The sequence below is a fragment of the Lysinibacillus sp. NPDC086135 genome (genome assembly GCF_044746345.1).
Lineage (GTDB): Bacteria > Bacillota > Bacilli > Bacillales_A > Planococcaceae > Lysinibacillus.
On record NZ_JBIVCA010000018.1, the window covers coordinates 88,210 to 113,441 of the forward strand.

Genomic DNA, 25,232 nt, shown 5'->3' on the forward strand with positions numbered 1-25,232 from the left:
TATCCCTCCTATGCGTGATTATCTTCTTTTCCTGTCACATAATTTTTGTTGAAAAGGAATAATTTCAACAACAAGAACAATGATGGAATAAGCAGACACAGTCCCAAAACAAACGCAATGACGAGTGCAATCGCCATTTGTGTGCTTGTAAAGCTATCGTAAATCGTTAAATACGGATACAGTAAATATGGGTATTGGGCAATTCCATATGCAAAGAATGCCACTGCAAATTGGGCAATCAATAAACTAACCGCAAGACCGTAATTTTTTCGCATCCATAGCAACACTACAGTAATAATAAATAGCACGGCAGATATGGCAAACATCCACCATAAATTAACTAGGTTATTGTAACTTTCAGGGTTAATGAATTTCATTTCGTACATAATGCCGAGCGCACTCACCATTAATGGTATCGCCCAAGCAAGTGCGTATTTTCGCATTAAATTTGTAGCTTCTCGATCCTTAGCTTTATGTGCATACCAAGTTAAAAACACGGCTGAAATATACAGTACCGCTGCAATGCTTAGCACGACAATACTCCAAGCAAACGGGCTCGTATACAACGTCCAATAATTCAAGACCGGTTGCCCGTCAGCAATATCAACATAGCCGCCAGCAGCAATCGCAAATACAACAGAGAGTGAGGCTGGAATAAGTAATCCTGCTATACCATACGTCAACGTGTAACCAATATGCCCACGTGCGCCATATGATTCAAATGCATAATAGGAGCCTCGTATTGCAAGCAGCACTAGCGAAATACTAACTGGAACAAGTAAAATCGTTCCATAATAGAAAGCTGTTTGTGGGAAAAATCCAACAATCCCAACAAAGAAGAATACTAAAAAGACATTGGTTACTTCCCAAACTGGTGATAAATAACGTTTAATAATATTTGTTAAAATGTGATTTTTTCCGATTAGTAGGCTGTAGGCATTAAAAAAGCCTGCACCAAAATCGATTGAAGCTACAATGACATAACCAAATAGGAAAATCCATAAAACTGAAATACCTAAAATCTCTAATGTCATAGGATGTCACCGCCTTTTTCAGCATGGCGATCTTCTAACTCTCGCTCAATTGGATTCTTTTTGAACATACGAATTAAAACTACCATACTTCCTACTCCTAATACGGCATACACACCTGTAAACAACAGCATCATTAAATCTACATGGTCACTCGTCGTGGCCCCTTCTGGTGTTCGCATTAATCCATATAAGATCCAAGGCTGTCGTCCAACTTCAGCAAGCCACCATCCTGCTTCAATCGCAATAATAGAAAGTGGTCCACCTGCAACAACAATCCATCTAAACCAACGTGAATGAATAAACTGCCAATCGCGTGCTTTCCCGCATACATAAACCAGTGAAACGAGTGCCATAAACATGCCGATAAACACCATGAGATTAAAGAGGTAATGGATATATAGTGGTGGTCGATCTTCTTCAGCAAATTGATCTAAGCCAATTACCTCAGCATTTGGATTATTATGTGCTAAAACACTCAAAGCATAAGGTACTTTAATAGCATATTTTACTTCTTCCCCTTCTAATACACCAAATAGTATAAGGGAAGCTTTGTCTCCCGTTTCAAAATGCCACTCAGCCGCAGCTAGTTTTTCTGGCTGATATTCCGCTAAATATTTTCCTGAAAAGTCTCCAATAATTGCTGAAGCAATGGAGAAAATCAGACCAATCTTCATAAGTAGTAATAAAGATTTTTTATGATATATATGCTTAGAACCTCTAAGCATACGATATCCTGCGATTGCGGCTAATACAAATGCGGATGTCATATAAGCCGTAACGAGAACATGCGCTACCTTTGTCGGCATTGCTGGATTAAACATTGCTAGAAATGGTTGAATATTCACTAGCTGGCCGTCCACAATATCAAATCCTTGTGGCGCATTCATAAACGCATTGACAATTGTTATAAACACAGCTGACATCGATGCACCGACAGCAACCGGAATTAACAGTAGCATATGCTTCTTCTGACTATCGAAGCGATCCCAAGTATATAGGTAGATGCCTAGAAAGATGGCTTCAAAGAAAAATGCGAACGTTTCCATAAAAAGTGGTAATGCAATTGTCTGACCGGCAAGCTGCATGAAATTCGGCCATAGTAAAGACAACTGTAAGCCAATTGCTGTCCCTGTGACAACTCCGACTGCAACCGTAATAACAAAACCTCGTGCCCAACGTCTTGCCATTAAAATATAGTGCTCATCATTCTTTTTATACCCAGTCCATTGTGCGATCATAATCATTAACGGGACACCAACTCCAATCGTTGCATAAATAATATGGAAGGATAAAGTTAGTTCCGTTAACGCTCTACTCCAAAAGACTGCTGATTCATTCACCATGTCATTGCCCCCCTAACCTCCAAATATTCTTCCAAGTATGGAAAGTAGCATAATAATTGCAACACCAAAGCTTAGCCAAATGAGCTTTCTTTCCTGTGACTTATACAAAGGCAACACTTCCTCTCCCTTATCTCTACCCCATTTTCCACTATTGCAACGAAAAAAACCTTTATAATGGACCGGAATTTCGGCCTATTATAAAGGTTTCAAATTTTGTTCAAGTAATATACGCACATTTGCCAAACATTTTTCTTAATTCATTCACATTACCAATTAAAGGATGAAAATGTTCATATATATGGGGATTAACCCATTAAATAGGAATCATCACCAAAACGCGTAGTTGATTTCCGTTCCGGCTGGGGCTTTACTGGAGTCGCCCAGCCTCCACACCAATCAACTTATTTACATAGTAGACGTTTTAACAAAAGTCATCCACAACTTTTGGTGATAAACCATTAATCTCCACAAAAATTCGATTAAACAGGCTCTCACCCTAAATTAAAAAGGGTTCTACCTAAATTAAGCAGACCCTTCTTATGTTTATTACATACGGTCTTCTTCACGGATATCTGCTAGTGGAACAAAAATCTCAATATGGCGCTTTAAGTTTTCAAATGTAGCAGGCGCATCTCCACCATACTCACCATCTAAGTTTAAATGTATTTCATCTTCAGTAGATACTTTTACGACACTTGCCTTTTTATAAATTACACGATCATCATTCAAATGCTCGCCTCTTAATGCCATTGCAGCAAGCTGAATAAATTCAGGTAAGCTTACTTTTTTCAATACTAATAAAGTAAAGTAGCCATCATTAATACTTGCATCAGGTGCTAGCTTTTCAAAGCCACCCACTGAATTTGTTAAGCCGCATAAAAACATCATGGCATCCCCATCAAACACTTCGCCATCATATTCGATACGCATATGGGAAGCTTTAATTGATGGGATCATTTCTACTGCTTTTACGTAATAAGCTAGCTGTCCTAGCATTGTTTTCATTTTACTTGGCACTTCATAAGTTAACTCTGTAATACGTCCGCCAGCGGCAATATTGATGAAATAGCGTTCCCCATTTAATAAACCAACATCAACCGGCAACGTTTCGCCTTTAATAATGATGTCAACTGCAGCTTCAATATTTCGCGGAATATGCACGGCACGGGCAAAGTCATTCGTAGTGCCCATCGGAATTAAACCTACTTTCGGGCGGTTCTCAAATGAACTCACGCCAGAAACAACTTCATTTAATGTGCCATCTCCACCAACTGCAATGATTATATCAAAGCCACGTTCAACTGCATTTTTTGCTGCAATGGTTGCATCGCCTTCACAGGTTGTTGCGTGACAAGATGTCTCATAGCCTGCTACCTCTAATTTTGCCAATACTTCTGGTAGATGCTTTTTAAACGCTTCACGCCCAGATGTAGGATTATAAATGATTCTTGCTCGTTTCATAACATACCTTCTTTGCTTCATAAGATTCTATTTCTTTCAACGAACTATTCGTTTAAATGTTGCATTAAGCTTCCAATAGTCAACAAAAGTAAGGCATGTCCTTATTCTCTGACATGCAGCCTTACGATTTATAATTATTGTAATGCAGCTGTTACTTGCTTTTTAAAATCCTCATAGACAAATGTCCAATATGCTTTATTCGTAATATTCTCTTCACGAATTTCAGCATATAGTGCTTTTTGTGCATCTTCAAATGTAGGATCTTCTTTATCAGGTAAAGTAGCTCGCTTACTCACTACTAGTTCCTGTAATTCTGGTGCACGCGGTCCCCATTTCCCAACAACCTGCCCAGCATCATCTAATAAAATATAAACCGGAATTGCACGGCCACCGTTTGTTAAATAGCGATCAATTAAATCTGTATCAGCATCACGTAGTACTGCGCGCATTTCTAACCCTGCTGCCTCTGCAACTCGACGAATAACTGGATTGTTTAACATTGCGTCCCCGCACCAATCCTCAGTAATTGTTAAAATTTTTGGTTGCTTGTCCTTTAGTAGTTCGATAAAACCATCGTTTAGTGGCACTTCGAAGCCATCATAAATACGGAAGCTTTCCTCTTTTAATGTCGTCATATTATCCATATATTGTTGAATCGAAATCGCATCATCAAAATATTGTTGTTCAGTTTTCATTGATTGACCTCCTAAAGTTATATCATGTTCTATACTATATTTTGCTATGAATACTCTTTGAAGACAACTATTAAGTGTTAATTTGGTATTTTTTAGTGTCGATTTACAGCAAATATCGTTTTGCTTGGCAAGGCATTTATCTTGTATAGATACCCCAAAGAGTCTTTTGTATGTATATTTTTTAAAATAAAAAGCCAAGAAAACGAATTTGCTCTCTTGGCCTTCTATAATAATTGCAATTAACGTTTTGCAATTTCTTGTTGTAATAATTTATTGACCATTGGTGGGTTCGCTTGACCTTTAGTAGCTTTCATAATTTGACCAACTAAGAAGCCGATAGCGCGATCCTTACCGTTTTTGAAGTCTTCGATTGATTGTGCATTGTTGTCTAGAACTTCTGTAACGATAGCAAGTAATGCACCTTCATCAGAAATTTGAACTAAACCTTTTGCTTTAACGATTTCTGCTGCGGAACCGCCATTTTCTACTAATTCAGCAAATACTTTTTTACCGATTTTAGAAGAAATTGTACCGTCCGTGATTAATTTCACCATTTCCGCAAGGTTTTCTGGCGTTAATGCAGTATCTTTAAGGTCTTTTTGTTCTGCATTTAAGTATGCAGAAACATCACCCATAAGCCAGTTTGCTGAAAGCTTTGCATCTGCACCTTTAACTACCATAGCCTCGAAGAAGTCTGAGATTTCTTTTGAAATAACAAGAACTCCTGCATCATATGGTGTTAACCCTAATTCTTCAACATAGCGCTTTTTACGAGCATCTGGAAGCTCTGGAATTTCTGATTTTACTCGTTCTAACCACTCATCATCGATTGATAGACGAACTAAGTCTGGCTCTGGGAAGTAACGATAATCATCTGTTCCTTCTTTCACACGCATAAGAATTGTTTTACCTGTTTTTTCATCGAAGCGACGAGTTTCTTGCTCAATTTCCCCACCTGAAAGAAGAACATCAGCTTGACGTAATTCCTCATGCTCTAAACCACGGCGAACGTAGTTGAAAGAGTTAAGGTTTTTAAGCTCTGTCTTTGTACCAAATTCTTCTTGACCATATGGACGAAGTGAAATGTTGGCGTCACAACGAAGTGAACCTTCTTCCATTTTACAGTCTGAAACATCTGAATATTGGATGATTGATTTTATTTTTTCAAGATACGCATACGCTTCGTTTGGTGTGCGAATATCTGGCTCAGAAACGATTTCTACAAGTGGTGTACCTTGACGGTTGAAGTCAACTAAAGAGTGGTCGCCACTGTGAGACAGTTTACCAGCATCTTCTTCCATATGAAGACGTGTAATACCAATACGTTTTGTGTAACCATCTACTTCGATATCAACCCAGCCGTTTTTACCGATTGGTTTATCGAATTGAGAAATTTGATAAGCTTTCGGATTATCTGGATAGAAGTAGTTTTTACGGTCAAATTTTGTTTCTTGTTCGATTTCCATGTTAAGTGCAAGTGCTGCACGCATTGCGAAATCTACAACATTTTTATTAAGTACAGGAAGGACACCAGGATAGCCTAGGTCGATAACTGTAGTATTTGTATTTGGTTCAGCACCGAAATGAGCTGGTGCTGATGAGAAGATTTTTGAGTTCGTTTTTAACTCAACGTGTACTTCTAAACCAATGACTGTTTCAAAGTTCATGTTATTTTCCCTCCCAAATTTGAGGAACTTGTTTATGGAACTCCGTTGCTTGTTCAAAAGCATGAGCTACACGGTAAATTGTTGCTTCATCGAAATATTTACCGATAATTTGTAAGCCTAATGGCAGTTCACTTTCAAAGCCACATGGAATTGAAATGGCTGGCACACCAGCTAAGTTCATAGGAATTGTTAAAATATCATTTGCGTACATCGTCATTGGATCATTAACGTTTTCACCAATTTTAAATGCTGGTGTTGGAGAAGTTGGTCCAATGATTACATCAAAGTCTTCAAATACTTTGTCATAGTCTGCTTTGATAAGTGTACGTGCTTGTTGCGCTTTTTTGTAGTAAGCATCATACGTACCTGCGCTTAATGAGTAAGTACCAAGCATGATACGACGTTTTACTTCATCACCAAAGCCTTGTGCGCGTGTTTCTTTATAAAGGTCCATCAAATTATTAACATTTTCTGCACGGAAACCATAACGGATACCGTCAAAACGAGAAAGGTTAGAAGACGCTTCTGAAGAAGAAAGAATATAGTATGCTGCAAGTGCGTATTTCGAATGAGGAAGTGATACTTCTTCTACTGTAGCACCTAAGCCTTTTAATACTTCTAATGCTTCAAGCACTGATTGGCGTGCTGCTTCGCCAACACCTTCACCAAGGAATTCTTTTGGCACAGCGATACGTAAGCCTTTTACATCACCTGTAAGTGCTGCTGCGTAGTTTGGAACTTCAACGTTTGCAGAAGTTGAATCGTTTGGATCTAATCCTGCAATTGCTTCAAGTAAAAGAGCGTTGTCTTCAACATTACGAGTAATTGGCCCGATTTGATCTAAAGAAGATGCAAATGCAACTAAACCAAAGCGAGATACACGACCATATGTAGGTTTCATCCCTACAACACCGCAATATGCTGCTGGTTGACGGATTGAACCACCTGTATCAGAACCAAGTGAGAATGGTACTTCACCTGCTGCTACTGCTGCTGCAGACGCACCTGAAGATCCACCCGGTACATGGTTTAAGTTCCATGGATTTTTTGTTGTTTTATAGTACGAGTTTTCATTTGAAGAACCCATTGCAAACTCGTCCATGTTTAATTTACCGATAGTGACCATACCAGCTTCACGTAGCTTTTTAACTACTGTTGCATCGTAAATTGGCATAAAGCCTTCTAGAATTTTAGAAGCACAAGTTGTTTCTAAACCTTCTGTCACGATGTTGTCTTTAACACCGATAGGAAGACCGAAAAGTGGTCCACGCTCTTCAAATGGCACTTTGTCCATTTCAACTGCTTGTGCAGTTGCTTTTTCTTCGTTTGAAGCAAGGAAAGCTTGTACATTGCCGTCAAGCTTTGCCACACGTTCGTATGCTTCTTTTGTTAAATCAGCGATTGTTAGCTTACCCGCTTTAATGTCAGCTTGTAGCTCCTTTGCTGAACGTTCAAATAACGTCATGAGGAATCCTCCTATGTTTTAGTATTACATGATAGCTGGTACTTTTACTTGACCATCTTCTTGTTCTTTTACGTTTAACATCATTACTTCACGGTCTAAGCCTTTTGTTGCCACATCTTCACGCATTACGTTTACTAGTGGTAAAACATGAGTTGTTGGTTCAACATTCGTTGTATCTAACTCGTTTAGTTGCTCTGCGAAGTCTGTAATTTTACCAAGCTGTTCAGCAAATTTCTCTGCTTCCTCTTCCGTAATTGCAAGACGTGCTAAATTTGCAACGTGTTTAACTTCTTCTTTTGTTAATTTTGCCATTTTTCCACACCTCCGAATACTCACTCAATTCATTGTTTTTGTCGATGACAATAGGGTTGAATAAAGTTAACCATGCAAATTATCATAACATTTTTCATATTAAAAATCACAACTTTCACCAAAAATAAAGAAACTTTCACTACTATGACGAAGTGTTGTCTTTAGGGACCGCCTTTCAAGTCCTTCATATAGACTTCGCTTTTCGGGAGTAGGGCATGGATTGTGTGCCGTGCTCTCGGATCTCGGGTCAAGAGGCTTCCCGTCGTTTCAAAGACTTTATCCGTCGCTCAGGGGAATCCTTCCGTCGCTTTCGCTTTTTTATCCGTCACTTCCGATGGGCTATCCGTCTCCCTTGTTTCTTTCCGTCATTTCGAAGACTTTATCCGTCGTTCCGGGGAATCTTTCCGTCGCTTTCGCTTCTCTATCCGTCACTTCCGATGGGCTATCCGTCTCCCTTGTTTCTTTCCGTCATTTCGAAGACTTTATCCGTCGTTCCGGGGAACCCTTCCGTCGCTTTCGCTTTTTTATCCGTCACTTTGGCTGGGCTATTCATCGCCCTTTCTTCTTTCCGTCATTTCGAAGACTTTATCCGTCGCTTAGGGGAATCCTTCCGTCGCTTTCGCTTTTTTATCCGTCACTTCCGATGGGCTATCCGTCACCCTTATTTCCTTCCGTCGTTTCGAAGACTTTATCCGTCGATCCGCGGAATCCTTCCGTCGCTTTCGCTTTTTTATCCGTCACTTCCGATGGGCTATCCGTCGCCCTGTTTCTTTCCGTCGTTTCGAAGACTTTATCCATCGCTCCGGGGAATCTTTCCGTCGCTTTCGCTTCTCTATCCGTCACTTCCGATGGGCTATCCGTCGCCTTTGTTTCTTTCCGTCATTTCGAAGACTTTATCCGTCGATCTGGGGAACCCTTCCGTCGCTTTCGCCTTTTTATCCGTCATTTCCGCTGGGCTATCCGTCACTCTAAAGAGCCTATCCATCCTTCTGATTAATTCTTCATTTTTCTTCCCACAAAAAAATATAGTCAGCACGAGGCTGACTATATGTTAATAGATATGGACGTATGGTTCCTTTTCGCTGGCATTCTTAACGATCAATGCCTCTGGACCGTTTATTGAGGTAATATTTACTTCAACATTGATGTTATCAAATTGATTGATCAGAACACCTGTTAAATATTGAGTAAATCCTATAATTTCAGACTTGCCGTAAAATTGGATTGGCACTTCAATCGTTAGCTTTTGAATTTTTTTATTTTGATAGAAGCCTGTTCCTATTACACTAGTATAATTAGAAAAGTATTTATCTACATCTTGTTTAAAATTCTTAAAGTTATTGCTAACATCCCTGTATACATCCTGTGATTCACTAGTTGGGAATAGTACATATTCTTCGTCAATACCTTTCCAATCAGCTACGTCGTTTTGTCCTGCTTTTGCTACGCCATAGTTAAAATACGTTCCTGGAATAATATCATTGCGAGCTTTTTGTTTAAACAAGCCTACTACAATCGGTATATCTTTCAATTCATCACGAGTTCTTAAGCGGGACACAATTTCAGCGGCCATTTTCTTTCCTTGCTCAACGAGTTTTGCCTCCGGAATTGGTTCCTCATAGTACTCTCCATATTTTTCTTTTTGATAATAATAAATAGAGTTTAAGGAAAGTCCTATCGAAATACCGCCTAATTTCACTTTATTATCACTAGTTTTTGTTAAATAATTTTGCTCAACAATATGTGATAAATAGATTGGGGCCTTAGTTGCACGTTCTTCTGCTGGCATTGAATCCGTCGTTGGAGGATTTAAACCATCCTTCGTTTGTGAACTACGTGCAAGCCAATCTGTCACTGTGCTTTCAGCTAAATACTGCCCCTCTTGGAAGAAGTAGTTTTCTGTGTCAAACTCATTTTGGGAAAGACGCATTAAACCTGTTTCTACTTCCTTCATATCATATTTCGTAAAGATATTTGAAACTACTAATCCCCTGCTAGCACTTTGTTTATAAGGTGTTAGCGTTCTATAGTATGAATCATCAATCTGTATGCTGGGAATAATCGTTGTTTCCGCTTTTTCCTGTTGCGTCTCCTGTGTAAGCTCTGTTTCCTTCTTATTAGAAGGCACACAGCCGACTAGCATTGCAGCAGCGACAATTGCTGGAATGAGTCGAAATGACTTCATTATTTTTGTACTCCTTTACTGTAAATCAAATTGTGCTCGACGAATTGTTCATACCCTACCTGTGGAACGTAGAGACATTTATAAAATGCCTCTACGTTCCACCAAGTGGCTAGGACAATTCATCATACTTACCTTCACTACTATCCTTTATTGGACGAGGTTAAGTTGTTCGATCAGGCTGTCTTCATTCCAAACTTCAATACCTAATTGCTCGGCTTTTTCTAGTTTAGAACCCGCTTCTGCTCCTGCAATGACAAGGTCAGTTTTTTTGCTGACACTACCTGTAACAATACCACCTAACTCTTCTATTTTCGCCTTTGCTTCGTTACGTGTCAATTGCTCAAGTTTACCAGTTAATACGATTGTTTTACCCGCAAAAGGATTATCCCCTATAGCTACTTCTATTTTTTTACCTTTATACGTCATATTGACGCCTACTTCAGCAAGGCGCCCAATGACTGCACGAGCATCCTCATTTGAAAAATACTCGACAAGCGATGAAGCCATTTTATCGCCGATTTCATGAATCGCCACTAGTTGCTCCTCTGTTGCTACCATCACCGCTTCCATCGTTTCAAACTCCTCTGAAACAATTTTTGCTGCTTTTTCACCAACATGTCGTATCCCTAATCCAATTAGTAAACGCTCCATTGAATTTTCTTTGGAGGCCTGAATGGCACTGACTAAATTCGTCGCTGATTTTTCTCCCATACGCTCAAGCTCGACAAGCTGTTCTACAGTTAAGTGATACAAATCAGAGATATCATGAATTAAATCTGCACGTAATAATTGCTCAACGACTTTATCACCAAGACCGTCAATATTCATAGCATTACGCGATACGAAATATTTAATGCTCTCCGCAATTTGTGCAAAGCATGCTGGATTTACACAACGTAATGCCACTTCTCCTTCAATACGAATAAGCTCGCTATCACAAACTGGACAATGTTCTGGCATTACATATGGCACTGAGTCCTCAGGGCGCTGCTCCAGTATTACACCTACAACTTGAGGAATAATATCTCCGGCTTTTCGGATAATGACAGTATCTCCTAGTCGAATATCTTTCTCTCGAATTAAATCCTCATTGTGTAATGACGCACGTTGAACTGTTGTACCTGCCACTTGAACAGGCGTTAAAATAGCAGTTGGAGTAACAACACCTGTACGCCCAACCGTTAAATCAATATCAAGTAATGTTGTCACTACTTCTTCAGCAGGGAATTTATAGGCAATTGCCCAACGTGGACTCTTTGCTGTATAACCAAGCTCATCCTGTTGCGCATAGCGATCCACCTTAATAACAATACCGTCAATTTCATAGGCTAAATTCGGACGGCTTTCAGTCCACTTTTCGATAAAGGCTAGTACTTCTTCAATCGTTGAGCAGCGTTGACGCTCTTTGTTTGATGGGAAGCCTAGTCCCTCTAAATAATCGAGCATCTCTGCATGACCGTCAATACCATATGCCTCGCCATCTCCTCCAATTGCATAAATAAAGGTTGATAGCTGACGACTCGCTGCTATTTTAGGATCTAACTGGCGTAAAGAACCAGCAGCCGCATTTCTCGGATTAGCAAATAATTCTTCTCCATTTTCAGTACGAAGGGTATTCAATTTGTCAAATGATTTTTTAGGCATATACGCCTCGCCACGTACTTCAATTGTAAGTGGTTCCTTCAATCGAAGAGGTATTGCTCGAATCGTTTTTAAATTTGCTGTAATATCTTCCCCTACAACACCGTCTCCTCGCGTTGCTCCTTGTACAAAAACACCATTTTCGTATTTTAATGAAATGGCAAGACCATCAATTTTCAACTCACAAACATAGGAAAAGTTATCACCGATTGCTTGACGTACTTTACGGTCAAATTCACGTAAGTCTTCTTCATTAAAAGCGTTTGATAGACTTAGCATCGGATAATCATGAGTCACTTTCTTAAAGCCTTCTACCACTGCTCCGCCAACACGCTGCGTAGGTGAATCTGGGTAAATAAGCGACGGATTCGCTTCCTCTAATGCAATAAGCTCATGTAATAATTGGTCATAAACACTATCTGCTACGACAGGTTTATCCAACACGTAATAGGCATGACCGTATTCGTGTAATAATTTATTTAACTCCACAACGCGCTGTTCAATTTCGTTCATTTAAGTTCCTCCGCTTACCCTTTTTCAATAGGTGCAAATTGTGCTAGTAATCGCTTAATACCAATAGGTTGTGGAAAGGCAATATCTAGCTCTGTACTATCACCCTCACCTTTTACACTAACAACCATACCTGTTCCCCATTTTTTATGGATCGCTTTGTCTCCAGCCTTCCAGCCAAATTGGTCACCACCTGTTGTTTGTAAACGAGCAGTTGCAGGCTGTGTTTTCTGAACCGCTCCAAGTGTACGTTTTTGATAGCCACTTGTAGAACGATTACTTGAGGCAAACGGAACCTCAGGCTTCGAACCACCTTTGGATATTGATTCTGTAATATCTTCTGAAATTTCACCTAAGAAACGAGAAACATTATTATAGCTAGAACGACCAAAAATCGTACGGCTTTGTGCACTCGTTAAATATAAACGTTCCTCGGCCCGCGTCACGCCGACATACATCAATCGTCTTTCTTCTTCCATTTCATCCATATCATCAAGTGAACGAGAATGTGGGAAAATATTTTCCTCCATTCCAATGATAAAGACGATAGGGAATTCTAAGCCCTTTGCAGCATGCATCGTCATCAAAATAATGTTGCCCTTTGATGTGTCATCTTTATCAAGTGCATCAATATCTGCAATTAGCGCTAAATCTGTTAAAAAGGCAATTAAGCTTTTATCTTCACTGCGCTCTTCAAAAGCCTTTGTTACTGATAAAAACTCTTCAATATTTTCTAAGCGGCTTTCTGCTTCAATCGTCTTTTCATTTTGTAGCATTGCTCGATAACCAGATTTGTCAATGACCTGCTCTACAATTTCTGTCACCGATAAATATTCTTGCATCTCTGTAAAGCCTTTAATCATTGCATAAAATTGCTCAGCTGAATTAGCAGCCTTCCCTGAAAGACCCATGAATACAAGATCATTCATAGCATCAAAAATAGAGCGCTCCTGTTCAATCGCATAGCGCGCCATTTTTTCAAAGGAAGTTGCACCGATACTACGCTTTGGCTCATTAATAATACGTGCGAGTGATAAATCATCATCATTATTGGCAATAAGGCGCAAGTAGGCAAGTAAATCCTTAATCTCTTTACGATCATAGAACTTAGTACCACCAACTATTTGATAAGCCATATTGGACTTAACGAGCACTTCCTCCATCACACGGGACTGAGCATTTGTACGATATAATATCGCAAAGTCATCAAATGAACGATTATCTTTTTGAATAAGCTGTTGGATTGTTTGTACAACGAATTGCGCTTCCTCTTGCTCGTTATAAGCTTTGTACAACACGATTTTTTCACCTTCTGCATTTTCTGTACGCAGTTCTTTTGGATAACGTGTTGTATTATTTTGAATGACGTCGTTTGCCGCTTGTAGGATGCGTTGTGTTGAACGATAATTTTGCTCAAGCATAATGGCCTTAGCATTTGGATAATCCTTTTCGAATGAAAGGATATTGCCAATATCTGCACCACGCCAACGATAAATCGATTGGTCGGAATCCCCTACAACACAAATATTTTTAAATTTCTTGGCAAGCAACTGAACGAGTAAATATTGAGATTTATTTGTATCTTGATATTCATCTACATGAATATATTGGAATTTATTTTGATAGTATTCAAGCACTTCTGGTACACGATTGAATAATGTAATAGTTGTCATAATTAAATCATCAAAATCGAGTGACTGATTGCGGCGTAGTCTTTTTTCATAACCTTTATAAACACGGGCAATCGTTTTTTCGTAAGGATTATTTTCATTGATTTGACCTGCATAATCGTCCGCAGTTTTACATTCGTTTTTTGCTGAACTAATCGCATTTAAAATCGCACGAGGTTCAAAACGCTTCGTATCAATATTTTCATCCTTCATAACATTTTTAATAACTGATAGCTGATCAGTAGAATCTAAAATTGAAAAGTTACGTGATATCCCAAGCTGATCAATATTGCGTCGCAAAATACGCACACACATTGAGTGGAATGTCGATACCCACATACTTTCGCCAGTTCCGTTACCTAGTATGCCATCTATACGCTCACGCATTTCACGTGCAGCTTTATTTGTAAATGTGATAGCTAAAATCTTTGATGGGTATACTTCTTTTTCGATTACTAAGTATGCTATACGATGTGTCAATACACGTGTCTTCCCTGATCCAGCACCCGCCATAATTAGAAGCGGTCCCTCAGTTGTTTTAACCGCATTTTCCTGCTCAGGGTTCATACCTGCTAATAAGTTTTTCGTTAACTGCTCCATTTCGCACCGCCTTACAAACGTTTATTTATCAATTATACCTCGGCATAATTGCGTCCGGAATCGGCTTTGTGCTTAGGCCTGCACGATGCAGGTCAGTTAGCCGTTATCGCATGGATGCGATGATTTTAGGCTAACATCCTCTAAGAACTCCTTTCCGATCCCGTGACATCCGCCGGAGGCTTTAACTTCTTTTAGCAGGTGTTTAAACACCTGCTAAAAAAGTTAAATTATATCGTATTTTTTACAGCCTTAACAGTCGCAAGTGCAGCTTTTAAATCTTCGTATATAATATTACCAACTACTACTGTATCTGCATATTTTGCCATTTCTGCTGCTTGCTGAGCAGATGTAATGCCGCCACCGTAAAACAGTCGCGTATTTTTCAGTTCATTTTTCACAGCACTTACAACCTCAATATCGCCATAAGTACCGCTATACTCTACATAAAATACAGGTAGTCTAAAGAAATTTTCAGCCATACGTGCGAAAGCAACAACATCATCAATGGATAAATCCGTTTTCGCATTCGTTACTTCAGCTACTTTACAATTCGGGTTTAAAATACAATAACCTTCAGCGACTAATTCATCCCATACCATAATATCTCCATATTCTTTAATTGCTTCATGGTGTAAATTTTTAATCCACTTTGGATCATCACTATTCAACACGGTTGGAATGAAATAATAGTCATAGCCTGGTGTTACTGAATCAATCGCAGAAATTTCAAGCGCTATTGGCACTTCAAAGCGTCTTACACGAACAAGTAAATCTAATACACCATCTAAAGTTACACCGTCTGTTCCGCCAACTATAATAACATCTGTACCTGATTCACAAATTTTTTCTAGTGCCTCATCTGAAATATCTTTAGCTGGGTCTAGCTTGAACACATGTCTCCATTCTAAATAATCCATCTATTTTACCACCTATCATTTTCAATCTATTCGTTTACAAGTATAGCTTATGACTGTCTACAAAAAAATGAAAAAGACTGGGTAATAACTCTACCCAGCCCTTTTACCTACTATTCTTTTGGTGCTTGAAACGGCTTTTCATCTGGATACAAACGACCTAACATTTCATCATATGTATCATTCCCGTAATCAAAGCAACGACGTACACGTGAAATAGTTGCTGTACTTGCACCTGTTTCCTTCTTAATAGATTCGTAGGTTTTCTTTAAACGTAGTAAATGCGCGACCTCAAAGCGTTGTGCCAGCGATTGAATTTCACTAATCGTACATAAATCATCAAAAAATTTATAACATTCTTCGATGTCTTTCAACTCTAACACTGCTTTAAATAATTGATCTGTTTGATGCCCTCGAATTTTTTCGATTTGCATGCAATCTTCCTCCCTTTAAGGCTGCGTTTTCACCATTGCTTGTAACCCTGGTGAAATTGGTACGAAATTTACCCAAGACTTCCCTGGTACTAGCTTCACAAGCTCCCCAGACTCTTCTACAGCCATTGGTATTCCATCAATATTAGCCCATTTGACTTCTCTCATATAGCCATTTTGAAATACATACGCATTTCCACCAGAAGTTAAATCAATTTCTTGGCGCCCCTCATTATCAATCGTTCGATGTTTCATTTCAAAAAATAGCACATTTGAAAATGATAATGTGTCGCCTGTTAACATATCCTTTGTGTCAACGCCAGCCGATTGTCGTCCATAACGATTACTTTGCTTATCATACAAATACGAATTATGGAAATACTCACTATTTCCGTAGTAAATGTCAACTCGACTTGTTTCATTGCCTATTTTACCACGTTCATCGGGTTCATAAAAAGCCTCATGTACTTTTTCATGGTAACTCATTGAAGCGCCCACTTTTTTCGCTCCATTTAATATACTTTCAGACGTAATATACGAGTTGTGTGGAGCAACACGGTCTTTTGAACGTTTAAAAAGTGTGCCATCATAATCCATACCATTTATATTGTCGACTACATTATTAGTAAGCATCGATTTTGCCTCTGGGCTATAACCATGTGCTACGTAAAATGCACCATAGCCTTTCGCAAGATCCACAAAATAAGATCGAGCACTACGAACAGGTCCTACATTTTCTGGCAGTTCACTTTGATAAACTGCTAATAAACGTGTAACATTGCCTTCTGCTAGCATTTCATAAATAATATCTGCCGCTTCTATTCCTGATTGTGGACGTGCTTTCGGGTGATTATTAACTGTAACAATAATTGGACGCTGCGTAATTTCTTCCTTCACAGCTTCACCTGTTAACGGAGCAACAAACGCTCCTTCTTTAACTGGCTCTTCAATAGCAGTTCCATCGTCAACTTTGCTCGTATCATCTTTCTTTACTTCTGACGAATCTTTTGAACATCCTCCTATCAGTAAGGTGCTAAAAGCCATTGCGATAAATAGTTTCTTCGATTTGAACACAAGCATTACTCTCCTTTTATCAATTACATCTACCATAGGGAAACTTCAATTAACGCATCACTGCTGGTAATAATAACTTATTCTTCATAACATCAAAAATCCCTTTTGGCGTAATACGGATATATGGTAAATGTGTCGATTGTAAGAATAGTAAAGAGTAAACTGCGTCTCCTAAGTGGTAACCACGTTCCGCTAATGCTTGTTTTAAGAACTTCTCTTTTTCTGCTAGCTCCTTCACATCACCATCATATAAAAGACCGCCAATTGTTAAAGGAACAGCAGCAATTACCTCGCCTTTTTCAACAAGGACAATACCACCACGCATTGCCTTCATTTCCTCAAAGGCTTTAATCATATCGTCTTTATTTTTTCCGATCAGTAAAATATCGCCTGTATTCGAATAAGATGAGGCAAACCCTTGAACACTAGTAGCAAAACCTTTAATCATCGTGTTAACATGCCAATTACCGTCTCTATTCATAAGCATTAAATAACATTCATCATGATTTGCAAGCTGCCCTTCTCTAGTAATGAATGAGTTATATGGTTTCGTAATAACATCATTGACTAACTCAATTCCAAACGGCATCGAGAATTGAAAATCATGAGACGTTAATGAAAAATCTAAGTCAAATGCAGGTAACGCTGAATAATCTATTGTCGCAAGTTTCTGCACTTGTTCACCATCACGTTTTAACCATACACCCTTCGATAATACACTTTCAGGAACTGGGTGCCATTCGTCTTGTAAAATATTTAGGGAAGCAAATCGACCCGTTGCGATAAAGCCATGTAAGTTGGACATATTATAATAGCGTGCAACATTATAAGAAGCCATTTGATAAGCATCTATCGGTGCTACACCTGCATCTAAAGCTACTTGAATACATTTATCCATTACACCATCCTCATGGAAAGAAGGTGGTGAGCCATCTGTTGTCATCATTAAATGATCAAAAATAGGTAGCTCTTTTTCAACTATTCCCTTTAATAAATCAGGGAGGTCTGGACGAATTGAAGAATGACGTAGCGTTACAGCATAGCCTTGCATAATACGTCGCTCTACTTCTTCCACTGTCATAGCTTCATGATCACCATCTGCACCAAGTAGCTTCATTCGTGCTAAAGTTCGTTCTGATGCTCCAGGGAAATGCCCTTCTATTTTTTTCCCGTAGCCCTTAGCCATTTGCATACGATAGAGCATTTGGTCATCCCCATGTAACAACCTTGGCCAGCCCGTTAATTCTCCTCCAAGTAAAACATCATCACGTTCTAGCCATTCTAAAATGGACGTATTAGAAAAAATCTCTTCCTCCTGTTCCAGTTCAGTTTGCGAATCAAAACGAGTCCACCAATAAAATGAAAACGGTAGCTTTTTCAAATCATCTAGTATTGAAAACGCTTTCTTATTTTCTAAAGATAAAACGAAGCTTAAATTATCTGAAATAAAAGTTGTAGTTCCTAGCTGACCACAAAAATCAGCAAAGGATTGCGGATGGTATAACTGGAACGGATGAACATGCGGCTCAATATATCCCGGTACAATTGTTTTATTCGTACAATCAACCACTTCTGTCCCTTCTAATAACGGAGGCATTCTATCACCAGCATAGACAATACGATCTCCTAAAATCCATATGTTCCCTACTATCCATTGTTTGAGCATGCTATGTAAATAACGTGCATTTGTTAATACAATATCCGGTGCTTTTTTTCCATCAATTACTGCTAATTGCTGACGTAATTCTGTAATTTTCCATACTGGATCCATTCTATTCGCCCCTTCCTAAATTACGTAAAATTTCATTGTGTAAATCCTACGCGAAATCACATACTACTACTGCATAAACGTAATTTTTCATGAAATTAATGCTTTATGCAATCATCTTGTTTCAATCGTAACACAGCACTTTCATAAAACAAAGTGCACCCCGCTTTATTTTTCCCACAATGACTAAAGGAGGAAATATTATGATGCAAGAATCGAATTTAAGCGAAAAAAATGCCTTTTGTCGCTTTGCCATGGGGGCAGGTTTAACGGCATTCGGTATCGCTAAAGTCTCAAGAAATCCTGAATGTACGAAAGGTCGATTGATGATTGCATTTGGTGCCTTGAAAATGGCTGAAGGTATCTTTAAGTATTGCCCAACCAAAGCTTTACTGGGCTCTAGTCTGGAGAGTACTATGAGCAACAGCAACAACAATAGCACCAGCAACTCTTCTATGCAAAGTATGTTCAGCGGCCAAAATTCTATGTCATCTGAACAAATCGATAAACTCATGAAGGATTTCTCCTCTGCTATATCTGGAAATACGTCAGGATCAAACGCAACTGCTTCAAAGCAATCTGACTCCAGCACTTCAAATCAACATTCCTCAGAAAGTAAAAATTCTACAACTAAAGCACAAAATCCTTCTTAGTCAAAGGAGCCGTCTCAACTGTATTGTTGAGACGGCTCTCACCCTTTCATTCATACGTTTGAAAACAATAAGAAGTTTCACAGTATGATTAAAAAATTTAATTATAGTGACCATCATCATAGCGAGGGGTTGATTTCCGTTCCGGCTGGGCGCTTTGTTGCTGCCGCTTCGCTTTCGCACAGAGCAGAGCTTCCTGGGGGCGTTCGATGAGCCGCTTCGCTTCGCTGCAGGGTCTCGGGCCAACACTAAATTGGTCACGAAGGCGTTATCACAGGACGTGATGGTTTTAGCCTTCGTTCCTCTATCGCTGATCCCCGAGGAGTCGCCCAGCCTCCACTACAATCAACTATTTGCATAGCATACGTTTTAACAAAGTGTCATCTCTAAATTAAGATATGGACCAAAAAATCACGTATCACATATTACCACAACGAGTTATTTCCGTTCCTACTAGGAGCTTTCCTTGGGCTTCAAGGCAACAGATGTTGTTGGTGAGACAGCAAAGCGTCAGCACAGGACTTGATGCTTTTAGCCCTCGCTCCTTTAATCGCTTTGCTCCAAAGACTCATCTGTGACACTCCAATCAACTTATATACCTAGCATATATTTTAACAATTGTCGTCTATAACTTTTATCATTTAATCAGTCACTACTTAAACGTGCGCCAGCCGATATCTTTGCGGTAGAAGAAATTGTCCCATTTTTCAGTTGCAATGCCTGCGTATACTTTTTCTTGTGCTTCTTGTAAAGTAGATGCCTTTGCTCCAACTAATAAAACTCGGCCACCATTACCAACAAAGTTCTCATCTACAAGCTTTGTGCCTGCATGGAATACCGCGTGTGAAGCTGAAAGAGCCTTTAGGTTAGGTAATGCATTTCCTTTTTCAACGTCCCCTGGATAGCCTTCAGCGGCGATTACTACACCTAGCATTGCTTCTTCAGACCATTGCAAATCAAATGGCTTTTCATCCATCAATGCAGTCATAAATGCGCCAAAATCGGATGCCATACGTGGTAAAACTACTTGCGTTTCAGGATCTCCAAAGCGTGCATTAAACTCAATCACTTTTGGACCATTTTTCGTTAATATCAAACCTGCATATAAAATTCCGGTAAACGATACACTATCTGCCTCCATACCTTTCACGGTCGGTTCAACAATCGTTTTATATGCGTCATCCACTACTTCTTGAGAGATTTGAGGTACTGGCGAATAAGCTCCCATACCCCCTGTATTTGGTCCTTGATCGCCGTCATAAGCACGTTTATGGTCTTGAGCAATCACCATTGGATAAATCTGGCCTTTATGGACAAAGGACATAAAGGAGAATTCTTCCCCGTCTAGGAATTCTTCAATGACAACTCGAGAAGAGGACTCACCAAAACGTTGGTTCCCAATCATATCCTCTACAGCTTCAATCGCTTCATCTTCGGTCATTGCTACAACTACACCTTTACCAGCTGCCAAGCCGTCTGCTTTGATAACGATTGGTGCACCTTGCTCTTTAATATATGTAATAGCCTTGGCAGCTTCAGTAAACGTTTCATGGGCAGCAGTTGGGATATTGTATTTATTCATAATTTCTTTCGCATATGATTTACTGCTCTCGATTTGTGCTGCTGCCTTTGTTGGACCAAATACTCGTAAACCAATAGCAGTAAAGAAATCCACTATGCCTTCCGCAAGTGGTTGCTCAGGTCCTACAAAGGTTAAATCTACTGCATTTTCTTTTGCAAATTGTGCAAGACCTGCAAAATCCATAGTATCAATAGCAACGATTTCTGCATCGCTTTTCATGCCATCATTACCAGGTGCTACAAATACTTTATTAACAGATGGTGACATACTAAATTGTTTGGCGATAGCATGCTCTCGACCGCCGCTTCCAATGACCATTACTTTCATTTTAGGGAATCCTCCTCTTTGTGCGTAAAACCGAGATGTTGCCCATCTCGGTCTAGTTTTTGAATATTTTAGTGCTTGAAATGACGTACGCCAGTGAATACCATCGCAATGCCGTATTCATTTGCTTTATCGATTGAATCCTGATCTTTGATAGAGCCACCAGGTTGAATAATGGCCGTAATACCAGCCGCAGCAGCTGCTTCAACAGTATCGCTCATTGGGAAGAATGCATCTGAAGCTAGTGCTGCACCTTTTGCTTTTTCGCCTGCTTGCTCAAATGCGATTTTAGCTGCGCCAACACGGTTCATTTGACCGGCACCAACGCCAAGTGTCATTTGAGAATCTGTAACGACGATTGCATTAGATTTAACGTGCTTCACAACTGCCCAGCCAAGCTGTAATGCTTCCCATTCTTGTGCTGTCGGTTCACGGTCTGTGACAACTTTAATATCTGCATTAGAAAAGCCGTGGCGATCTGGTTCTTGTACAAGAAGACCACCTTCAACTGATACAACATTGAATTTGTCTTGTTTTGCTTGCTCAAAAGGAATTGTTAATAAGCGAATATTTTTCTTCTTCGTTAAAATATCAAGTGCTCCTTGAGAGAAAGCAGGTGCAATGATAATTTCTAAAAAGATATGGCTTAATTTTTCAGCAGTTGCTGCGTCTACTTCCATATTTAAAGCAATAATACCACCGAAAATAGATGTTGGATCTGCTTCATACGCTTTATAAAACGCTTCTTCTAATGTTGCGCCCGTTCCAACACCACAAGGGTTCATGTGCTTTACAGTTACTGCTGCAGGCATTTCAAACTCTTTGACAATTTGCAATGCGGCATTCCCATCTTGAATATTGTTGTATGATAATTCTTTACCATGTAATTGCGTAGCATAAGCTAATGAAAAATCTGAGCCTAGTCGCTTTTGATAGAATGCTGCTTTTTGATGAGGATTTTCACCATAGCGTAAGTTTTGTTTTAATTCATATGTCATTGTTAAGCTCTCTGGGAACTCTTCTTCTGTTAAGTAGTTTGATATATATGAATCATAAGCGGCTGTGTGACGGAAAACTTTTGCAGCTAACTTACGACGTGTTTCAATTGTCGTTGTACCATTAGCTTTAAGCTCCTCTAATACGTTCGCATAGTCATTGCTATCCACAATTACTGTTACATATTGATGGTTTTTTGCTGCAGAACGTAACATTGTTGGACCACCAATATCAATATTTTCGATAGCGTCATCCCATGTTACATTAGGCTTTGAAATTGTTTCAACAAACGGGTAAAGATTGACACAAACAATCTCAATTGGCTCAATTCCATGCTCATTCATTTGTGCTTGATGAGAAGCATCGTCAAACTTTCCTAATAGTCCACCGTGAATCATTGGATTTAAAGTTTTTACACGACCATCTAAAATTTCAGGGAATTTAGTTACTTCATCTACTGCTGTTACGGCAACATTATTGTCTTGTAACATTTTTTTCGTACCACCAGTTGATAAAATTTCATAACCTAACGCTACTAGTTCCTTTGCAAATTCTAAAATACCATCTTTATTGGAAACACTGATTAATGCACGTTTTGTCACAACAATATCCTCCTAATTTTTAGGTTCATCACCAAAACGTGTGGTTGATTTCTGTTCCGGCTGGGCGCTTTGTTGCTGCCGCTTCGCTTTCGCACAGAAAACATTTGTAGCTGACGCTTCGCTTTCGCTACAGAAAACATTTGTTGCTGACGCTTCACTTTCGCTACAGAGCAAAACTTCCTGGGGGCGTCCGATGAGCCGCTTGGGGCAACAGGATGTTTTTTGTGCGAAAGCGTAGTGTAACGTAGCGACGAAGGCGTTATCACAGGGCGTGATGCTTTTAGCCTTCGTTCCCCTATTTGCTCGCTCCAGGGTCTCGGGCCAACAGATGTCTTTTGCGCGAAAGCGTAGTGCCAACGAAGCGGCAGCAGCACGATGTTGGTCACGAATTCGTTATCACAGGATGTGATACTTTTAGCCTTCGTTCCTCTATCGCTAATCCCCAAGGAGTCGTCCAGCCTCCACTCCCATCAACTTATTTACATAGTAGACGTTTTAACAAAAGTCACCCACAACTTTTGGTGATAAACCAATTTTTATCGTGTTTGCCACGAATATGTCTTGCTATTATTGTTAGAGTAGAGTTGGCTGTATTGTTCTAGAAGACCTAACTCCTCACCACTGAATTACTTTAATAATTGCTGTAAAGCTTTTGTATAAAGTTCATGCTCTTCCTTATGAATGGCCGTTTCTGTTGCCTCACGATCACCTTCAACAACTTGAACTGCCGATTGAGCAATAATAGGTCCTGTGTCCATACCTTCATCTACAAAATGGACGGTTACACCTGTTATTTTGACTCCGTGTTCCATTGCTTGACCAATAGCATCCTTACCAGGGAAAGCCGGTAATAGTGAAGGGTGAATATTCACGATGCGCTGTGGGTATGCAGTTAGTAATACTTCACTAATTAAGCGCATATAACCTGCAAGCACAATCCATTCTACATGACATTTATGGAGTGCCTCGATAATAGCAGTCTCATAATTTGCTTTTGAAGAAAACTCTTTCGGACTTAAAGCTAGCACCGGAATACTATAGTTCTCAGCACGTGTCACTACAAATGCACTAGGCTTGTCTGTGACAACAAGTTCGATCTTTGCATGTAGTTCACCACGTTCAATTGCCTCTTGAATAGCTTGAAAGTTACTGCCGCTACCTGAAGCAAAAACGGCAATTTTAGTTGGTGCAGTCATTACACTAAACTCCCATCATGTGAGCCATTGAATACAACACCCTCGCCTTTCACAACGCGACCGATTTTGTATGCTTTTTCACCATTTGCTTCTACTGTAGCAAGTACTTTATCTACTTCATCTGCAGGTACAGCTAACACGAAGCCAATCCCCATGTTAAAGACATTATATAAATCCTTGTCCTCTAACTGGCCTTTTTCTTTTAAAAACTCAAAAATACGTAAGACAGGCCAAGAACCTAAGTTAATTTCAGTTGCTAAACCTTCTGGCATCATACGTGGTAGGTTTTCATAAAAACCACCGCCAGTTACATGGGCACAGCCATGAACGTCTGCTGCTTTTAAAGCTGCAAGTACAGGTCTTGCATATAATTTTGTTGGCACTAACAGGGCTTCCCCTATAGGACCAAGATTTTCGTAGCCTTCCACAATCGAATCAACAGCGTAATGATTATCTGCAAAAACAATTTTTCGTACTAATGAGTAACCGTTTGAATGCACCCCACTTGAAGCAATACCAACAAGCACGTCACCCTCTACGATTTTCTCTCCTGTTACGATGGCTGATTTTTCACAAGCTCCTACCGCAAAACCAGCTAAATCATACTCATCTTCTTCGTAAAGACCTGGCATTTCTGCAGTTTCTCCACCGATTAATGCCGCACCGGATTGCACACAGCCATCTGCAACGCCCTTTACGATTTGCTCAATTTTCGCTGGCTCTGCCTTGCCAAGGGCTACATAATCTAAAAAATACAATGGTTCAGCCCCTTGCGCTACGATATCATTGACACACATCGCTACACAGTCCACACCAATCGTGTCGTGCTTGTCCACCATAAACGCTAGCTTTAGTTTTGTCCCAACGCCATCTGTACCTGAAATAAGAACAGGTTCCTTAAGATTTAGTTCTGACAAGTCAAACATACCGCCAAAACCACCAAACGCGCCCATCACACCTAGACGGTTTGTTCGTTCAACGTGAGACTTCATTCGTTTTACGGCTTCGTAGCCTGCTTCTATATTTACACCTGCTTGTTCATATGCTTTTGACACGCAGAGTTCCTCCTTATCATCCAAATCGCCTTGGCACATCTGAATCTAGATTTATCA

The 25,232-nt window shown here is 39.6% G+C and carries 20 protein-coding genes; 2 read left to right on the plus strand and 18 right to left on the minus strand.

Annotated features, from left to right (window positions below; genetic code table 11):
- Nucleotides 1-8: 8 nt before the first annotated feature.
- The 7 genes from ACIPKN_RS20740 to gatC form a co-directional block, all read right to left on the minus strand.
- A complete protein-coding gene (locus tag ACIPKN_RS20740; protein ID WP_400939651.1) occupies nucleotides 9-1,034 on the minus strand; it encodes a cytochrome d ubiquinol oxidase subunit II in 1,026 nt (341 codons plus the stop codon).
- Nucleotides 1,031-2,377 (minus strand): cytochrome ubiquinol oxidase subunit I, encoded by a 1,347-nt coding sequence (locus ACIPKN_RS20745; protein ID WP_323655687.1) that lies wholly within the window; start codon nucleotides 2,375-2,377, stop codon nucleotides 1,031-1,033. Before ACIPKN_RS20745 ends, ACIPKN_RS20740 begins: the two co-directional genes overlap by 4 nt.
- Nucleotides 2,378-2,923: 546 nt before the next feature.
- Complete coding sequence (locus ACIPKN_RS20750; protein ID WP_142510105.1) at nucleotides 2,924-3,838, minus strand: diacylglycerol kinase; 915 nt, start codon at nucleotides 3,836-3,838, stop codon at nucleotides 2,924-2,926.
- A gap of 134 nt (nucleotides 3,839-3,972) precedes the next feature.
- A complete protein-coding gene (locus ACIPKN_RS20755; protein WP_400939655.1) occupies nucleotides 3,973-4,533 on the minus strand; it encodes a thioredoxin family protein in 561 nt (186 codons plus the stop codon).
- Between the two features lie 239 nt (nucleotides 4,534-4,772).
- Complete coding sequence (gatB, locus tag ACIPKN_RS20760; RefSeq protein ID WP_400939657.1) at nucleotides 4,773-6,200, minus strand: Asp-tRNA(Asn)/Glu-tRNA(Gln) amidotransferase subunit GatB; 1,428 nt, start codon at nucleotides 6,198-6,200, stop codon at nucleotides 4,773-4,775.
- Nucleotide 6,201: 1 nt separating this feature from the next.
- On the minus strand, nucleotides 6,202-7,665 hold the full coding sequence (gatA, locus tag ACIPKN_RS20765; protein ID WP_400939660.1) for an Asp-tRNA(Asn)/Glu-tRNA(Gln) amidotransferase subunit GatA: 1,464 nt from the start codon (nucleotides 7,663-7,665) through the stop codon (nucleotides 6,202-6,204).
- Nucleotides 7,666-7,689: 24 nt separating this feature from the next.
- Nucleotides 7,690-7,977, minus strand: a complete 288-nt coding sequence (gene gatC, locus ACIPKN_RS20770; protein WP_010857153.1) for an Asp-tRNA(Asn)/Glu-tRNA(Gln) amidotransferase subunit GatC — start codon at nucleotides 7,975-7,977, stop codon at nucleotides 7,690-7,692.
- A gap of 220 nt (nucleotides 7,978-8,197) precedes the next feature.
- On the opposite strand from gatC, the gene ACIPKN_RS20775 reads away from it, so the two are divergent.
- Complete coding sequence (locus tag ACIPKN_RS20775) at nucleotides 8,198-8,974, plus strand: hypothetical protein (RefSeq protein WP_400939663.1); 777 nt, start codon at nucleotides 8,198-8,200, stop codon at nucleotides 8,972-8,974.
- Nucleotides 8,975-9,028: 54 nt separating this feature from the next.
- Here the strand turns inward: ACIPKN_RS20775 and ACIPKN_RS20780 are convergent, their stop codons facing one another.
- From ACIPKN_RS20780 to ACIPKN_RS20810, 7 genes are all read right to left on the minus strand, one after another.
- Nucleotides 9,029-10,162 (minus strand): CamS family sex pheromone protein, encoded by a 1,134-nt coding sequence (locus ACIPKN_RS20780; RefSeq protein ID WP_142510101.1) that lies wholly within the window; start codon nucleotides 10,160-10,162, stop codon nucleotides 9,029-9,031.
- Nucleotides 10,163-10,309: 147 nt separating this feature from the next.
- Nucleotides 10,310-12,316 carry an NAD-dependent DNA ligase LigA gene (gene ligA, locus ACIPKN_RS20785; protein WP_400939666.1) on the minus strand — a complete coding sequence of 669 codons (2,007 nt, stop codon included), beginning with the start codon at nucleotides 12,314-12,316 and terminating at the stop codon, nucleotides 10,310-10,312.
- A gap of 14 nt (nucleotides 12,317-12,330) precedes the next feature.
- Nucleotides 12,331-14,583, minus strand: coding sequence for a DNA helicase PcrA (gene pcrA / locus ACIPKN_RS20790; RefSeq protein ID WP_142510099.1), 2,253 nt, complete (start codon nucleotides 14,581-14,583; stop codon nucleotides 12,331-12,333).
- Between the two features lie 227 nt (nucleotides 14,584-14,810).
- Nucleotides 14,811-15,500 (minus strand): heptaprenylglyceryl phosphate synthase, encoded by a 690-nt coding sequence (gene pcrB, locus ACIPKN_RS20795; protein WP_400939669.1) that lies wholly within the window; start codon nucleotides 15,498-15,500, stop codon nucleotides 14,811-14,813.
- Between the two features lie 110 nt (nucleotides 15,501-15,610).
- Nucleotides 15,611-15,931, minus strand: a complete 321-nt coding sequence (locus ACIPKN_RS20800; RefSeq protein ID WP_004225717.1) for a YerC/YecD family TrpR-related protein — start codon at nucleotides 15,929-15,931, stop codon at nucleotides 15,611-15,613.
- 15 nt (nucleotides 15,932-15,946) lie between these two features.
- The gene (locus tag ACIPKN_RS20805; RefSeq protein WP_142510097.1) at nucleotides 15,947-17,002 is read right to left on the minus strand and encodes a DUF3048 domain-containing protein; all 1,056 of its coding nucleotides are present in this window, start codon (nucleotides 17,000-17,002) and stop codon (nucleotides 15,947-15,949) included.
- A 49-nt stretch (nucleotides 17,003-17,051) separates the two neighbouring features.
- Nucleotides 17,052-18,773, minus strand: a complete 1,722-nt coding sequence (locus tag ACIPKN_RS20810; RefSeq protein WP_400939672.1) for an adenine deaminase C-terminal domain-containing protein — start codon at nucleotides 18,771-18,773, stop codon at nucleotides 17,052-17,054.
- A 200-nt stretch (nucleotides 18,774-18,973) separates the two neighbouring features.
- On the opposite strand from ACIPKN_RS20810, the gene ACIPKN_RS20815 reads away from it, so the two are divergent.
- Nucleotides 18,974-19,423: a YgaP-like transmembrane domain gene (locus ACIPKN_RS20815; RefSeq protein WP_142510095.1), complete on the plus strand. Its 450-nt coding sequence runs from the start codon at nucleotides 18,974-18,976 to the stop codon at nucleotides 19,421-19,423.
- A 649-nt stretch (nucleotides 19,424-20,072) separates the two neighbouring features.
- On the opposite strand, the gene purD is transcribed toward ACIPKN_RS20815, so the two are convergent.
- From purD to purM, 4 genes are all read right to left on the minus strand, one after another.
- Nucleotides 20,073-21,329: a phosphoribosylamine--glycine ligase gene (gene purD / locus ACIPKN_RS20820; protein WP_400939676.1), complete on the minus strand. Its 1,257-nt coding sequence runs from the start codon at nucleotides 21,327-21,329 to the stop codon at nucleotides 20,073-20,075.
- Between the two features lie 68 nt (nucleotides 21,330-21,397).
- Nucleotides 21,398-22,924 carry a bifunctional phosphoribosylaminoimidazolecarboxamide formyltransferase/IMP cyclohydrolase gene (gene purH, locus ACIPKN_RS20825; protein WP_400939679.1) on the minus strand — a complete coding sequence of 509 codons (1,527 nt, stop codon included), beginning with the start codon at nucleotides 22,922-22,924 and terminating at the stop codon, nucleotides 21,398-21,400.
- A 626-nt stretch (nucleotides 22,925-23,550) separates the two neighbouring features.
- Nucleotides 23,551-24,120, minus strand: coding sequence for a phosphoribosylglycinamide formyltransferase (gene purN, locus ACIPKN_RS20830; protein ID WP_142510092.1), 570 nt, complete (start codon nucleotides 24,118-24,120; stop codon nucleotides 23,551-23,553).
- Nucleotides 24,120-25,175: a phosphoribosylformylglycinamidine cyclo-ligase gene (gene purM, locus ACIPKN_RS20835; protein ID WP_400939681.1), complete on the minus strand. Its 1,056-nt coding sequence runs from the start codon at nucleotides 25,173-25,175 to the stop codon at nucleotides 24,120-24,122. Before purM ends, purN begins: the two co-directional genes overlap by 1 nt.
- Nucleotides 25,176-25,232 lie beyond the last annotated feature (57 nt).

Excerpts from the sequence above, each read along its gene's own strand:
- ACIPKN_RS20740 (WP_400939651.1), bottom strand. The coding sequence starts at position 1,034 with ATGACATTAGAGATTTTAGGTATTTCAGTTTTATGGATTTTCCTATTT.
- ACIPKN_RS20745 (WP_323655687.1), bottom strand. The coding sequence starts at position 2,377 with ATGGTGAATGAATCAGCAGTCTTTTGGAGTAGAGCGTTAACGGAACTA.
- ACIPKN_RS20750 (WP_142510105.1), bottom strand. The coding sequence starts at position 3,838 with ATGAAACGAGCAAGAATCATTTATAATCCTACATCTGGGCGTGAAGCG.
- ACIPKN_RS20755 (WP_400939655.1), bottom strand. The coding sequence starts at position 4,533 with ATGAAAACTGAACAACAATATTTTGATGATGCGATTTCGATTCAACAA.
- gatB (WP_400939657.1), bottom strand. The coding sequence starts at position 6,200 with ATGAACTTTGAAACAGTCATTGGTTTAGAAGTACACGTTGAGTTAAAA.
- gatA (WP_400939660.1), bottom strand. The coding sequence starts at position 7,665 with ATGACGTTATTTGAACGTTCAGCAAAGGAGCTACAAGCTGACATTAAA.
- gatC (WP_010857153.1), bottom strand. The coding sequence starts at position 7,977 with ATGGCAAAATTAACAAAAGAAGAAGTTAAACACGTTGCAAATTTAGCA.
- ACIPKN_RS20780 (WP_142510101.1), bottom strand. The coding sequence starts at position 10,162 with ATGAAGTCATTTCGACTCATTCCAGCAATTGTCGCTGCTGCAATGCTA.
- ligA (WP_400939666.1), bottom strand. The coding sequence starts at position 12,316 with ATGAACGAAATTGAACAGCGCGTTGTGGAGTTAAATAAATTATTACAC.
- pcrA (WP_142510099.1), bottom strand. The coding sequence starts at position 14,583 with ATGGAGCAGTTAACGAAAAACTTATTAGCAGGTATGAACCCTGAGCAG.
- pcrB (WP_400939669.1), bottom strand. The coding sequence starts at position 15,500 with ATGGATTATTTAGAATGGAGACATGTGTTCAAGCTAGACCCAGCTAAA.
- ACIPKN_RS20800 (WP_004225717.1), bottom strand. The coding sequence starts at position 15,931 with ATGCAAATCGAAAAAATTCGAGGGCATCAAACAGATCAATTATTTAAA.
- ACIPKN_RS20810 (WP_400939672.1), bottom strand. The coding sequence starts at position 18,773 with ATGGATCCAGTATGGAAAATTACAGAATTACGTCAGCAATTAGCAGTA.
- ACIPKN_RS20815 (WP_142510095.1), top strand. The coding sequence starts at position 18,974 with ATGATGCAAGAATCGAATTTAAGCGAAAAAAATGCCTTTTGTCGCTTT.
- purD (WP_400939676.1), bottom strand. The coding sequence starts at position 21,329 with ATGAAAGTAATGGTCATTGGAAGCGGCGGTCGAGAGCATGCTATCGCC.
- purN (WP_142510092.1), bottom strand. The coding sequence starts at position 24,120 with ATGACTGCACCAACTAAAATTGCCGTTTTTGCTTCAGGTAGCGGCAGT.